Raw genomic sequence first — 13,578 nt, 5'->3', positions numbered from 1 at the left:
TTACTATATTATAGATAGATTATATCTATAATATAGAGAGCAAGTTATGGGGAAACTGGTTAGTATTGGGGAGGCTGCCAAACATTTCGGGGTTGCTCAATCCACATTAAGACGTTGGGATGAGGATGGTACGTTAGTCGCCAAGCGAACCGAAAACGGGCATAGGCGATATGATTTAAGTGAAATCAGACCGCATTCCTTGAATACACCACCTAAATTAGACCGAAAAACCATTGCTTATGCTCGTGTGTCGAGTCGTGATCAAAAAGACGACTTACTTCGCCAGTCTCAAGTTTTGGAACTTTATTGTGCCAGGCAAGGCTGGACTTTTGAGACGATTACCGATCTTGGTAGTGGAATGAATTATAAAAAGACAGGCTTAAAAAACCTGCTTGATGACATACTGAGTAATAAAATTGAACGGCTGGTAATTACCCATAAAGACAGGCTTTTACGATTTGGTGCAGAACTGGTTTTCATGTTGTGTGAGGCTCGTGACGTTGAAGTGGTAATAATCAATCAAGGTGAAGAGTTGAGTTTTGAGCAAGAATTAGCCCAAGATGTATTGGAGATTATCACCGTATTTTCAGCGAGGCTATACGGCTCTCGCAGCAAGAAAAACCAACAATTAATAGAGGCGGTTAAAAAAGCATTATGATCCGTGGACACATTATCGAACTCAAGCCAAACAACGTACAGGCAAATCACCTTGCTCGTGCTTGTGGCGTGGCGAGAAAAGCCTACAACTGGGCTTTGCATGAGTGGCAGCGGCAGTATGCGCTTGACAAAGCGTACCGTGATGCGTGTTTGGCCGCAGGCGTTGAGGTTGATACTAAAAATCTAAACAAGCCCTCACAGGCGAAGCTCAGACGCGAATTGAACGCCATTAAGCGTGAATTATTCCCCTATATGCTGAAAGTGACCAAATGCGCTCCGCAGGCGGCAATCATGCAGTTGGGTGATGCTTATAACAACTTCTTTAAAGGCTTAGCGAAATACCCAACCGCTCGTAAAAAAGGCCGTGACGATAGATTCAGTTTATCCAACGACCAATTTGCCATTAAAGGTAAATCCATTCGTATCCCAAACTTGGGCTGGGTTCGCTTAAAAGAAGCTTTACGTTTTGACGGCAAGATCATGTCAGCCACCATCTCTAAACGTGGCGGTAAGTGGTTTGTTAGTGTGGCTGTTGAAATACAAAAAGCTGTAATTCCTACTAAAAAGACAGGTAAAAGCGTTGGTGTTGATCTTGGTATTACCGACTTACTGGTTTTATCAGACGGCACTAAAATTAAAGCGCCAAAACCACTTCAAGCAAACCTTAAAAAACTAAGAACGCTAAACAAAGCGCTCAGTCGCACTAAAAAAGGCAGTAAAAACAGAGAAAAAGCGAAAACCAAGCTCTCTCGTTTGCACTATAAGATCAGGTGTATTAGGCAAGATTCTCTCCATCAAATCACAACAAGTCTGGTTAATGAGTTCGATGTGATTGCGATTGAGGATTTGAATGTCAAAGGTATGGTTAAGAACAGGCGGCTATCAAGAGCTATCAGTGACTTGGGTTTCTTTGAGTTTAAGCGACAGCTTATCTACAAAGCCACTGAGCAAGGCAAGGTTGTGAAATCAGTCGGACCCTTCTACCCAAGCTCAAAAACCTGTTCAAACTGCAATCATATCCTTGGTAAAGATGAGCTAACATTGAAAATGCGTGAGTGGTTGTGCCCTAACTGTCAGGTTTCTCATGACCGTGACCTCAACGCCAGCATCAATATTTTAAATAACGCGACTGTTATTTTAACAGCTGCATAATCCTGTTTATTGGACGGTGAGTTCCATCGCCAATTAAAAAAGTCTGTGGAGTCGTGGTCAGTCTAAATCTCAAATGAGAAATAGCGCGTGACAATGAAGCAGAAAGAAAACGTCAAACCTATCTAATAGTCAATATTGGCTAGGTTTGAGTAAGATTTTTGGAACGGCAGTTAAATGGCAAAGTTTTTAAACAGTAGTGGCACGACTTATCATTTAGAAGAATTGATTAAAAATGCGTCTGACAGGTTGATTATCATTAGCCCGTATCTAAAGCTGAATGAGCGTATTAAAGAGCTACTAGAAGACCGCAATCGTCTAAAAATTGATATTAGAATCGTTTACGGTAAAAATGACTTGCACCCTGAAGAAATAAATTGGCTTAAAAATTTAACCTTTATTCGTACCAGCTTTTGTAAGAATTTACATGCCAAATGCTACCTTAACGAAAATGAATGCATTATTACCAGTTTAAATCTTTATGAATTTAGCCAAGTCAATAATAATGAGATGGGCGTACTGATTTACCGCAATGAAGACGCCAAGCTCTATGCGGATACGTATGAAGAAGCCCAGCGTATTATTCGTATCAGTGATGAAGTGCGTATGTCGCTTGAGAAAGTAACTGAGTCCGAAAGTAGTTCAGACAATACGATCAATGCTAATACCTCATCTCAAAGCCCTGCTGCAAAAACTACTGTTAATTCTAACGAAACGCCTAATTATTCGAAGCTGACAACTGCAAAGCTTGCCAAAGATTTAGGCTTAAAGACACAAGAGTTAAATGATAAGTTACTCGCTGTTGGCTATTTACAAGAGCAAGACGGCGAGCTCGTATTAACGGATGCAGGACGCGCCGCTGGCGGTACTAGCAAACGTGGTAAATTCGGCGAGTTTTGCTTATGGGACTCGGGAATGGTGATCTGATAATCTTTGAGCGTTGCCGTTTAATCACCCAATAAGCACATATTCTCATGTTAAATTACTTAGTAATAAACGGCATAAGCGCATTACAATCCATCACAAGACATTCATAACCAGTTTGCTAAGATGGAAGAGAATTTTAGCTGACGTACTTTAAGTTATTGTGTAGTATTGACCAAGTACGTTGGTAGCTAGGTACGTTTATAGCTAGGTACATTTATAACTAGGTACGTTTATAACAATAGAGCGCATGGATACTTTTAGGTCTCAGGGCTCATTACTAACATAAATCATAAATAAGGAATGAAGCATGGCACATTTACGTTTGGGTGATACCGCACCAAATTTTGACGCCTCAACCACCGAAGGTGATATTAATTTTTATGATTGGGCAGGGGACAGCTGGGTAGTATTATTCTCGCATCCTGCAGATTATACGCCAGTATGTACCACTGAGCTTGGCCGTACCGCAGCATTGGGCGGCGAGTTCCAAAAGCGCAATGTAAAAGCAATCGCGTTATCTGTCGATGGCTTAGAAGATCACAAAGGCTGGGCAAAGGATATTGAAGAAACCCAAGGCACCGCTGTTAACTTCCCTATCATTGCCGATTCAGATCGTAAAGTGGCCGATCTTTATGACATGATTCATCCAAATGCCGACAATACCGCGACGGTCAGAAGTGTGTTTATCATTGATCCAAACAAAAAAGTACGCTTAACCCTGACTTATCCAGCCAGCTGTGGCCGTAACTTCGATGAAATCGTCCGTGTTATCGATGCGATGCAATTGTCTGATGAGTATAATGTCGCAACGCCAGTTGATTGGAAAGAAGGCGATGACGTTATCATTCCACCAAGCGTGAAAAATGAAGATATCGCCGCCAATTATCCTAAAGGTCATACCGAAGTTAAGCCATATTTACGCACCACCCCTGCACCTAATAAATAAATTGAACGTGTTTTACTGATGCAGTTGATTAAAGCAGTTATTTAAAAGCAGTGAGCCCTATAACGTCAAGTTATGGGGCTTTTGTTTTTTCGCTTTTTACAGTTCATTTTGTTATTAAAAGAGCACGTTTGATAAGGTTTTGCTATGATGGCAAAAGCAGTCTATGACTATTAAACAGCATATCTATAACCTTATCCATACGCGTTAATGCCATAATCATCATAAAATCTATCAGCGCTGAGCCGCTTTTGAGACCATCTTACAAGGAGTTTGTCATGAAAAAATTATACGTTACCCGTACTGCGCCCAATCCACGTAAAGCGCTTATTTTATTAGCCTCAAAGGGTATTGATGTCGACGATATGGATGACATCGATGTGGTAGATATCGATTTTGCTGCTAATGAGCAAAAATCCGCTGAGTTTACCAAAATCAATCCGATGCAGACGGTCCCTGTTTTAACCTTGGATGACGGTACGGTGCTTAATGATTCACAGGCTGTGTGCGAATATCTTGACCGTGTCTATGGCGAGCGCTCGGTGATGGGCAATGATGTGGTACAGCGGGCACAAGTATGCTCGATGCGCCGTATTGCTGAGTTTGAAGTCTTGTATAACTTTATGCTCGCGTTTCAGCACAGTCATCCGTCCAAGGCTCAGCGTGTTGAACAAGTGCCAGAGTTTGTGGCACCGTCCATCGCGCGCGGGGTCAAAGCGCTGTCGTATTTTGAAAACGCCTTAGAGGGGCAGGAGTATTTGGTTGGTGGCCAGTTAAGTTTTGCCGATATCGTGCTCTATTTAGGCTTAGATTTTGGCAAAGCCGTAAAAGTAAATCCAAATGAACACGGCGAAAATCTTGCCCGTTTTTATCACATGATGCATGAACGCTTTAGTATTAAGAACATGGCAAAGGCGCAACCTGATTATAAAAGTGAGTAAATTAAACGATATTTTATAAATTTGGTAGTATATTTCTATAGCCTTAAGTAGCCGCTGTGATTGGCAGCTACTTAAGGCTTTTTTAATTGTTAAATTAGAAAAACACTCATAAATAGTTACTATCAATCTATAAAATTAAACACTTTGTAACAACGACAGTGGTCATCAGCGCTATAGTAGTCAAATTATTACGCTTTAGGTAACTGGCTTTAAATAAGGGGATATAATCACTCCTTGTATTGTAAAAATAGATTATGAAAAGTTTAACCACAAGGTATGACTGTTATGACCTCGTCTTCTAAAACGCTATCTTCTGCAACGCTGTCTTCTACAAAATCATCTTTTATTACTTCACTAGCTAGATTGGCTTTATTACCCAGTATCCTAGCAGCAAGTTTGGCGTTAGGGGCGTGCCAAGATGCTTCTAGACTCAATGCAAATGATGTACAAGACGAGGGTAGTATGAATACTAGCGGTGCAGATGGTAGCGTTACGGCGTCTGATGCTATGACAAACGATGAGGCCGTAACAGATAAGATGAGCGCTGAAGAACAAATGATAGCCCGTCTGTCACGTTACCGCTGGACACTCATGTCTGCTGAAAATAAAGATGCACAGCCATTAAATCCGTTGTTAGATATCAAGGACCAAGTGCGTTTATCCTTTAACCAATACCAAGGTGAAAATAGCCTAAATTATAGCGTTGGCTGCAATACCATGAGCGCAAGTTATCAGCTGCAAGGCCAGACTTTAACTGTCGGAGACGGTATGAGTACCAAAATGTCCTGCGGTGAGCTTGATAAGGCGGAAAGCCAATTAAGTCAGCTGATGCAAGGAGCGAGTCAATTGGCATTAGTGACAGAAGGCAGTGCTAAAGATGCCAATGCTAAAGATGGCGATTCTAGCGAGCAAAGCGCGAAAGACGACAACTCTGAGAGTAACATTGTTAAGAGTAATAAGCCAATATTAACGCAGGTCACTAGCGATGGCGCGACGCTAATTTGGGAAGGTAAACTGACCTCACAAGCAAAATATAACAGCAAAGGTGAAACCGTTTTTTGGGCAGTAAATGCTAAAAAAATAGCCTGCGCCGATAATAGCTCAGAGATGTGCTTACAAGTAAAACCCATTACTTATGATGACCAAGGTATAAAGGTTAGCGAAGGTGAATGGACAGCCTTTAACGGTGAAATCGATGGTTATCAGCCTGATGGTATGCATGATGAAGTGCTACGTTTGCAGCGTTATCAGTTAGATGGTAATGAGAGTGCAGAAGATGAAGAATATGCTTATGTACTAGACGCGGTGATTGAAAGCGCCGTAGTAGACTAGTGACTTGTTAGAGCGGATTCGTTAACTATTTCATGGTAACTGTGAAAAAATAGTGACAATACTGCTGATAGTTTAAATAAAAAACACGCGCCATTTGCACGCGTGTTTTTTTTATGCTTGTTAGCTTTACCAATTACTGCAAGGCCTTCTTACTTTAACGCAAATTTCCTAAGTCTTCTTCCGTCAAACGCCAGCGGCCTTTTTTCTTCGAAGCACCGCGACCGCGCATGGCACTATTTAAAATTAACTTGTTCATTGAGTGGCTTGAGTGTGCATGACAGATAGCGCAGGCAAGTCCATCGGCGGCATCTTGTTGCGGTACAACCTCTAAAGACAGGATGCGGCAGACCATTTCTTGTACCTGCTCTTTTGCTGCGGCGCCATAACCGCAAACGGCTTGTTTAATTTGACGCGCCGTATATTCTGATACTTCCAAATCTAAGGCGACCATTGCAGCAATCGCCGCGCCGCGAGCTTGCCCAAGCTTTAGCGCTGAGTCTGGGTTTTCTGCCATAAATACTTGCTCGATAGCCGCATAAATAGGCTCATCGCTATATTTTAAATGGTGCTGGGTGATGCGCGTCAAACCATTAAAGATACGCTTTAGGCGTTCAGGCATCTCTTTGGTATCCGTACGGATGGTGCCCGCGTCAATATAGGTTAGTTTATCGCCCGTTTGTTGGACAATGCCATAACCGGTCATGCGCGAACCCGGGTCAATCCCGATAATAATTGCCATAGTATTCCGTCTTGCTTACATTTTGTTTTATGGCTTAAAAATCAGCCGTAAGTTTGATAGTATAGCAATCAATCCCCATATACATCATATGTTAGCCATATTAATTTGCATGGCGCTTAATTTTTTAGCTTTTATCTTATAGGACGACACTTTATGGGTCAGATAGTTGGTATTGCCATCGTTTGGTTTATTATCGAGATGCTACTGTGGTATTTACTTGCTCAATTTATGAGCGGTTGGTGGGTGTTTATGTGGTTTATTATCGCCGCCGTCATCGGTATCTCTCTCGTGCGTAAAGGCATGGCAGCACTCAATCCAATGGCACAACAAATGAAAGCTGGCGGTATGATGAACCCTGCTATGCGTCCGCAAGAATCTACCATGATTAAAAGCGTGGCTATGGCGGTCGCGGGTATTTTGCTCCTCATTCCAGGTGTGCTTAGTGATTTGTTGGCGTTATTGGTGGTATTGCCGCCGGTACAAAAGAAACTTAAAGACTTGGCCAATAACTACGTCATGAACAATCAGCAAAAAATGATGGAGATGATGGCAAAACAGATGGGTGGACAAATGGGCGGCCAAAATCCGTTTGGCGGCATGGGCGGTCAAAACCCATTTGGCGGCGCAGGCGGCATGAACAACCAAAACCCGTTTGGTCAGCAGCCACAAAACCCATTCGGCAATGTGTTTAAACAGCATACAACGGTTGATGGTACTGCTAAAAACGTCCCTAAAGATGTGAAGAAAATTACCAAATCTGCTAACGATGAATAATCGATTTATTGTTAAGTAAACGAATAAGCGGACATAAAAAAAGCCCCCTTTATCAATGATAAAAAGGGCTTTTTAGGGGTTAAAAACTATTTTTTTGATTCGAATATTTATAAATAAATCCAATAAAAAACAGTCAATAACAAATGGAACAACCGAAGTGCCGCCGTAAGATGGTGACCCATGAACCGTGAAGTTCAGGGCGGATGCGTCACTGCCTCTGCAGGTTTCCTGATACACCGCAAGCGGTGCAGGCATACACAATGAGGCAATAGGTACCACATCCTGGTAAAGCATTATCGGCTCAGGGAATATACATCTACTAGCCAACACTTCAGAATATAATTATCTTAACCAATGACTTGAGTGATTGCAAGTACGTTTTACAGATTGATACGTAGGGTTAATTTGCAGCATTATTAATGGTGAGTGCTAAGCATAATTTTATAAGATAAGACGCTACAAACGCCTAACTACCGGCTCTTAGAGGCAATTTTTCAGCTATTTTGAGATGTGTGTTAATATAGAGCCTTTAAACAACTCAATATAGCATTATAGGCTAATATAGCATTGTAGGCGTTCATTCACTTGAGGAGCGGTAATCCATGACCAATAATCAGCAACCAGCAGAATTTATCGACGATAGTCAGGCTCAGCTCAATAATAAACAGGATAGCGAGCAAAATAAAAAAGTGCCGCATGTCTTAATGATATTAGATGGTTTTGGACATCGTGAAGACGATAAGGATAATGCGATTGCTGCCGCCAATATGCCAAATTTGGATAAGATTTATCAGCAGTATCCACATGGCTTAATATCGGCTTCAGGGGAAGATGTCGGTTTGCCAAACGGTCAGTTTGGTAACTCAGAGGTGGGGCATATGAATTTGGGCGCCGGCCGCGTCCTTTATCAAGACTCAACCCGTATTTCAAATGAAGTGGCCAATCGTGAGTTTTACAAGAACGAAGCGCTGGTTAATGCGGTAAAAGCGGCCAATGAGCGCGGCGGTAATGTACATATCATGGGGCTATTATCGGATGGCGGCGTCCACTCGCATCAAGACCATATCGAAGCGATGTGTCATTCAGCATTGGTACACGGTGCTAAAAATGTCTTTGTGCATTGTTTCTTAGACGGCCGTGATACGCCGCCAAAGTCTGCTGATAAGTATATCAACCGCTTACGTGACCATATTGCAAAACTCAATGACCATTACGAAGGTGGCCGCGTCCAAATTGCCAGTATCATCGGGCGTTATTATGCGATGGATCGTGACAATCGCTGGGAGCGCGTGCAAAAAGCCTATGAGCTGCTTACCGAAGGAAAAGCGGATCGCCTAGCAACGCGCGCAGATGGCGCGATACAGGCCGCTTATAAAGCCCGCGAAACCGATGAATTTATCAATCCAACAACCGTTATTGGTCGCGACGAAGTGCCATATACCGTCGATGATAACGACGCACTTATCTTTATGAATTTCCGTGCCGACCGCGCCCGTGAGCTTGCGCAGGCCTTTGTGCTCCCAGATCATGAGTTTTCTGGTTTTGCCCGTCATAAACAACCAAAGCTTGCTGCGTTTGTGATGTTGACGAAGTATTCTGACGTGCTAGCAGACAATTCAAAAACCAGCATTGCTTATTATCCGACTTCCTTAACCAATACGCTTGGCGAATATTTGCAAAATATAGGCAAAACCCAGCTACGTATCGCTGAAACTGAAAAATACGCGCATGTGACCTTTTTCTTTAGCGGCGGCCGTGAGGAAGAATATAACGGCGAAACGCGTATTTTAGTGCCATCGCCTGATGTCGCCACTTATGATTTAAAGCCAGAAATGAGCGCACCTGAAGTGACCGATGAATTGGTAGCGGCTATTGAGTCGGGTAAATACGACGTGCTCGTGGTCAACTACGCCAATGGCGATATGGTCGGACATACAGGTATCTTTGATGCAGCGGTTAAAGCGGTAGAAGCATTAGACGTGTGCATTGGACGCGTAGAGAAAGCGGTACGCGCTGCGGGCGGCGATATGCTTATCACCGCTGACCATGGTAACTGTGAGCAGATGCAAGACTACGAAAGCGGGCAGGTACATACGCAGCATACTACTGAGCTCGTACCATTGATTTATATTGGTGAGCAAGCCGTAAAAGTCCGTAGCGGCGGTAAGCTCAGTGATATCGCGCCAACTATTTTGGCGTTGATGCAAGTAGACAAGCCAGATGAGATGACTGGTGAAAACTTACTGGTTCCAGCATCGTAAGTCAGTCATTTAATGTTGTTAGCTAATTTTTGTAAAGAAGGGGAGGATATAGCCTATCTTTCCTTTTTTTATGTGTTTTTTTCAATGTTTTTGCTGCCATGCTCTCAATACATTTTGCCTGATACATATTGCCAAAGTTATTTGCAATATTGTCCTAGTCGTCGTTAGCAGCTTGATGGTATTTTAGACGATATTATTAACGAATAACTTTATAATTGTAAACAGCCATATAATAACGTTATATATCTAAAAAGTGATAAAAATAAAAACCAAACCAATTTTTTGAGTGATTTTTTTTATGCGCCCGACCCGCTCTTTATCCTTATTACTGTCTAAAAGATTGGAGAACCTCATGATGCCACTATCTGCTCGTTCTAAAACTTTTAGCGTTACCTTTATGAGTCCTCAGTTATTAAAGCCAGTGCTTATGACCAGCTTACTGGGTTTGAGCGCCGTGAGTGTGTCATCACAAGCTGCTATCAATAATAATGATAAGATTAGTCATACTGGCAAAAATCCTACCGCAAGCGTACAGTTAATCAGTCTTAATGCCGATGATGTGCCAGTAAATAATGGCGCGGACGATTTATCAGATATTGCAGAGGTGCTGGAGTCTGCCGATCAAGTCGATGACTCAATAGATGCCATCGCTGATGAAAGCGCGTTGAATAATGAATCAGGCACTATAAATACAGATATTCCAGCAGAAGTCGCGCAGGTATCTTTAAAAGCGATTGCGCCTGAAACGCTAAAAACCTTTGTCGCTGTCATTGATTTGGTGCGCCGCGAATATGTCGATACGGTGAATGATGAGGAGCTGTTTAACAATGCCATGAGTGGTATGTTGACCAAGCTCGATAGCCATGCTGAGTTTTTGGATGCAGAGGCCTATGAGAATCTACGCGCTTTTACCGAAGGCGACGTCGGTGATATTGGTATCAAGGTGCAGTATGATCCAAAACAGGGTTATTGGGTGATTACTGAGGTAATTGATGGCTCACCTGCCGATAAAAAAGGCATTGCCGTTGGCGATTATTTGCATCAGGTGGATGAGTTTAAACTTGGCGAGGAAGAAGAAAGTAATGATATCGAGCAGCTGTTAACGGGCATTGCGGGCACGCAAGTAGATGTGGTGACATCAAAGGCCGGTCGCCGTAAGCATACTACGACTTTACAGCGCAATCACAATCATCCACAAATCATTGAAACTCGGCTGGTCGATGGTATGGCGATTATTAGATTGCCCGCGTTTCAAAACAATAGCCGCGAAAAGCTTTTGCAAGGATTGATTGATTTGGACGCGCCTGTCTCAGGAATCTTATTGGACTTACGGGATAATCCAGGTGGGGTGTTGGCATCGGCCGTGAGCGTTGCTAGCTTGTTTATGACTGATACTGATGTGGTACAAGTAAAAGGTCGCCAAAGTAATTCGCGCACCTTATCGACCCAAGGTGCAGCGTTATTAGAAGCCCTGCCAGTCGTAGTATTACAAAATCGTTATTCCGCTTCAGCTGCGGAAGTATTAGCCAGCAGTTTGCAAGCGCAAAAGCGCGCGACTATCTTGGGTGAAGTCAGTTACGGTAAAGGCTCCGTCCAGTCCGTTATACCGCTTAATGACGAGCAGGCGGTTAAGCTTACCGTTGCCAATTATATGACTGCCTTGGGCAAAAAAATCGACGGGGTTGGGGTAGAGCCTGATATGATTTTACCCGATAATGAGAGCACGTGGGAGCAGCAGGCGCTTGATTTACTCAAGCAGCAGGCACTGCCGTCGGGTATCCGCTTTGTCCGTAAGGCCCAAGCGGCAAGCAGTGCCAATCGAGATGGCAGAAACACTAAAAATAAAGCCTCTCAAAACAATACGGTTATCGATCATGTGATTGATAAACCGACTGCCAAAGACAAGCCTTAATTTAGATAGCGTTTAAATTGAGGCTTAGCGTTAATTAAAGCATCGCTTTAGCGGAAATGAACGTTTACTACTCAGCCTGATCTTCAGCAATCTCTAGTTTTGTCATACGATAGCGCAGAGAACGAAAAGTCGTGCCTAATAGTTCGGCCGCTTGGGTCTTATTCCAGCCCGTTTGCTTAAGCGCCGTTATAATAAGCCGTCTTTCTTGTTCTTGCAGATAGTGTTCTAATCCTTGAGCTGGTAATTGACCAGTGGCACCATTTTCTTTATTTATGGGCTGTTTTAATGCTTCTTGCTTATCAGCGTCGTTTCTTAACGGTTCTGGTAGAGCGTTAGATGCGGGTTTAGCAGTTTTTTCTACAGTACTGGGCACTGCGCGCGCCGTCATTGAAGGCGCGGTCATTGAAGGATAGTGCTGAGTAGTGGTGCGATAAGGATGTATATTGGTTTTCGCTTGCTGCACGCTCTCTGTTGCTACATGGTCCTTTACTGAGTTGTCTTTTGTCGTTTCCGCTACTAGATTCTCTTTTTTATCTAAAGGAGAAACGGTAGAGGTGGTCGCTGGTTTGGCGCTGATATTTTGGCTTACTGGAGTGATGGCTTCTTGATGGTTTAATTGTTGGTTTAATTGACGGTTATCTAAGTTTTGATGGTTATCTAAATCAGGCAAACCTAAATGACTGGCATCGATAGTAGACGTCTCTGCTAAGGTGACTGCACGCTCAAGGACGTTACGTAATTCGCGAACGTTACCGGCAAAGTCATGGTGTTGCAGGCGCGCACAAGCATCGTCAGTCAGCGTTGGCGGCGCCTCTAGTTGCCATTCATCCGCAATCAGGCTCAAAAAGTGCTTGGCTAAGACCGGGATATCATCACGCCGCGCATTTAGCGTTGGCAGTTTAAGCTCAATGACATTAATGCGGTAGTACAAATCTTGGCGAAAGCTTCCTGCCTGTACCAGCTGATTTAAATCTTTATGCGTCGCTGATAAAATGCGTATATCGACCGGTATTTCTTTGGTATCGCCGATTGCTCGCACGGTTTTTTCTTGGATAGCGCGGAGTAATTTAACTTGCATGGCTAACGGCAAGTCGGCGACCTCATCTAAAAAAAGCGTGCCGCCATTGGCCTGTTGAAACAGCCCTTGTTTATCGGCCACAGCGCCGGTAAAGCTGCCTTTTTTGTGACCAAAAAATTCTGATTCCATGAGCTCTGATGGTATCGCGCCGCAGTTGACTGGCACAAAGCTGCCATCTCGGCGCGGGCTTAAATCATGAATCAAGCGCGCAACCACCTCTTTACCTGTCCCTGACGCGCCCGATAAAAAAACCGGCGCTTGCGAACGTGCCAATTTTAAAATGGTATTTTTTAGCGGATGCATCACCGCGGAGTCGCCAATCAGACGGCTATCGAGCATCTCCTGCTCAGGTGAGCGCTCAGGGGTGGACTTGGCAGTATTATCTTGGTGAATAACCTTGAGGGCGTTTTCGACCAATTGACGCAGACGTGGCAGCTCAAGCGGTTTATTAACAAAATCAAAAGCGCCCAGTTTTAACGCTTCAATGGCCAAATCCATACTGCCGTGCGCCGTAATCACCGCGATGGGCGTACTCGAGCTGGCGCTGATGTGCTTGACCAATTCTAATCCCGAACCGTCAGGCAACTTTAAATCGGTTAAGCAAAAATCATAGTCATTTTCTTGCCAATAGGATTTTGCTTGTGACAAGGTATAAGCCACATCGCTTTTGATACCCATCTTGGTTAAGGTGATTTGCATCAAACGGCATAAATCTACTTCATCATCAACGACTAGCGCGGTTGTGGTCATACATTATCTCATCGTCTTCAAGTACTACAAGGGTGTTAAAAATAACCGTGACAGGGTTTATAAAGTATCAATAATGGTGCTTATAACAAGCCTGCCTATTTACCATTTTTACCAT

General features: G+C 43.3%; 11 protein-coding genes and 1 other RNA gene. 9 read left to right on the top strand and 3 right to left on the bottom strand.

Going from position 1 to position 13,578, the window contains the following annotated elements; all coding sequences use genetic code 11:
- The first annotated feature begins 46 nt into the window (after window positions 1–46).
- From B4240_RS09910 to B4240_RS09885, 6 genes are all read left to right on the top strand, one after another.
- A complete protein-coding gene (locus B4240_RS09910) occupies window positions 47–658 on the top strand; it encodes an IS607 family transposase (RefSeq protein WP_296238827.1) in 612 nt (203 codons plus the stop codon).
- Window positions 655–1,809: an RNA-guided endonuclease InsQ/TnpB family protein gene (locus B4240_RS09905; protein ID WP_296238826.1), complete on the top strand. Its 1,155-nt coding sequence runs from the start codon at window positions 655–657 to the stop codon at window positions 1,807–1,809. The genes B4240_RS09910 and B4240_RS09905 overlap by 4 nt, the downstream gene beginning before the upstream one ends.
- Before the next feature lie 174 nt (window positions 1,810–1,983).
- The gene (locus tag B4240_RS09900) at window positions 1,984–2,733 is read left to right on the top strand and encodes a phospholipase D family protein (protein WP_296238824.1); all 750 of its coding nucleotides are present in this window, start codon (window positions 1,984–1,986) and stop codon (window positions 2,731–2,733) included.
- 307 nt (window positions 2,734–3,040) lie between these two features.
- The gene (locus B4240_RS09895) at window positions 3,041–3,679 is read left to right on the top strand and encodes a peroxiredoxin (RefSeq protein ID WP_296238822.1); all 639 of its coding nucleotides are present in this window, start codon (window positions 3,041–3,043) and stop codon (window positions 3,677–3,679) included.
- Between the two features lie 275 nt (window positions 3,680–3,954).
- A complete protein-coding gene (locus tag B4240_RS09890) occupies window positions 3,955–4,617 on the top strand; it encodes a glutathione S-transferase family protein (RefSeq protein WP_296238820.1) in 663 nt (220 codons plus the stop codon).
- A gap of 285 nt (window positions 4,618–4,902) precedes the next feature.
- Window positions 4,903–5,949: an META domain-containing protein gene (locus tag B4240_RS09885; RefSeq protein WP_296238819.1), complete on the top strand. Its 1,047-nt coding sequence runs from the start codon at window positions 4,903–4,905 to the stop codon at window positions 5,947–5,949.
- A gap of 154 nt (window positions 5,950–6,103) precedes the next feature.
- Here the strand turns inward: B4240_RS09885 and ruvC are convergent, their stop codons facing one another.
- The gene (gene ruvC, locus B4240_RS09880; protein ID WP_296238817.1) at window positions 6,104–6,688 is read right to left on the bottom strand and encodes a crossover junction endodeoxyribonuclease RuvC; all 585 of its coding nucleotides are present in this window, start codon (window positions 6,686–6,688) and stop codon (window positions 6,104–6,106) included.
- 153 nt (window positions 6,689–6,841) lie between these two features.
- Between ruvC and B4240_RS09875 the strand changes: the two genes are divergently transcribed.
- Window positions 6,842–7,462 (top strand): FxsA family protein, encoded by a 621-nt coding sequence (locus tag B4240_RS09875; protein ID WP_296238815.1) that lies wholly within the window; start codon window positions 6,842–6,844, stop codon window positions 7,460–7,462.
- A gap of 145 nt (window positions 7,463–7,607) precedes the next feature.
- On the opposite strand, the gene ssrS is transcribed toward B4240_RS09875, so the two are convergent.
- Window positions 7,608–7,803: non-coding RNA, 6S RNA (gene ssrS, locus B4240_RS09870), on the bottom strand.
- A gap of 261 nt (window positions 7,804–8,064) precedes the next feature.
- Here ssrS and gpmI point away from each other — a divergent pair.
- A complete protein-coding gene (gpmI, locus tag B4240_RS09865; RefSeq protein WP_296238813.1) occupies window positions 8,065–9,723 on the top strand; it encodes a 2,3-bisphosphoglycerate-independent phosphoglycerate mutase in 1,659 nt (552 codons plus the stop codon).
- A 352-nt stretch (window positions 9,724–10,075) separates the two neighbouring features.
- Window positions 10,076–11,635 (top strand): S41 family peptidase, encoded by a 1,560-nt coding sequence (locus B4240_RS09860; protein ID WP_296238811.1) that lies wholly within the window; start codon window positions 10,076–10,078, stop codon window positions 11,633–11,635.
- Between the two features lie 67 nt (window positions 11,636–11,702).
- On the opposite strand, the gene B4240_RS09855 is transcribed toward B4240_RS09860, so the two are convergent.
- Window positions 11,703–13,463 carry a sigma 54-interacting transcriptional regulator gene (locus tag B4240_RS09855; RefSeq protein ID WP_296238809.1) on the bottom strand — a complete coding sequence of 587 codons (1,761 nt, stop codon included), beginning with the start codon at window positions 13,461–13,463 and terminating at the stop codon, window positions 11,703–11,705.
- Window positions 13,464–13,578 lie beyond the last annotated feature (115 nt).

Origin of the sequence: Psychrobacter sp. UBA5136 (assembly GCF_002414005.1) — a bacterium.
In the GTDB taxonomy this organism is placed as follows: Bacteria; Pseudomonadota; Gammaproteobacteria; order Pseudomonadales; family Moraxellaceae; genus Psychrobacter.
The sequence above is the reverse complement of the archived record's forward strand: the minus strand, read 5'-3'. Positions and strand labels throughout refer to the sequence as shown.

What these genes read in the sequence shown, in the direction of transcription:
- B4240_RS09910 (WP_296238827.1), top strand. Translation starts at nt 47, where the DNA reads ATGGGGAAACTGGTTAGTATTGGGGAGGCTGCCAAACATTTCGGGGTT.
- B4240_RS09905 (WP_296238826.1), top strand. Translation starts at nt 655, where the DNA reads ATGATCCGTGGACACATTATCGAACTCAAGCCAAACAACGTACAGGCA.
- B4240_RS09900 (WP_296238824.1), top strand. Translation starts at nt 1,984, where the DNA reads ATGGCAAAGTTTTTAAACAGTAGTGGCACGACTTATCATTTAGAAGAA.
- B4240_RS09895 (WP_296238822.1), top strand. Translation starts at nt 3,041, where the DNA reads ATGGCACATTTACGTTTGGGTGATACCGCACCAAATTTTGACGCCTCA.
- B4240_RS09890 (WP_296238820.1), top strand. Translation starts at nt 3,955, where the DNA reads ATGAAAAAATTATACGTTACCCGTACTGCGCCCAATCCACGTAAAGCG.
- B4240_RS09885 (WP_296238819.1), top strand. Translation starts at nt 4,903, where the DNA reads ATGACCTCGTCTTCTAAAACGCTATCTTCTGCAACGCTGTCTTCTACA.
- ruvC (WP_296238817.1), bottom strand. Translation starts at nt 6,688, where the DNA reads ATGGCAATTATTATCGGGATTGACCCGGGTTCGCGCATGACCGGTTAT.
- B4240_RS09875 (WP_296238815.1), top strand. Translation starts at nt 6,842, where the DNA reads ATGGGTCAGATAGTTGGTATTGCCATCGTTTGGTTTATTATCGAGATG.
- gpmI (WP_296238813.1), top strand. Translation starts at nt 8,065, where the DNA reads ATGACCAATAATCAGCAACCAGCAGAATTTATCGACGATAGTCAGGCT.
- B4240_RS09860 (WP_296238811.1), top strand. Translation starts at nt 10,076, where the DNA reads ATGATGCCACTATCTGCTCGTTCTAAAACTTTTAGCGTTACCTTTATG.
- B4240_RS09855 (WP_296238809.1), bottom strand. Translation starts at nt 13,463, where the DNA reads ATGACCACAACCGCGCTAGTCGTTGATGATGAAGTAGATTTATGCCGT.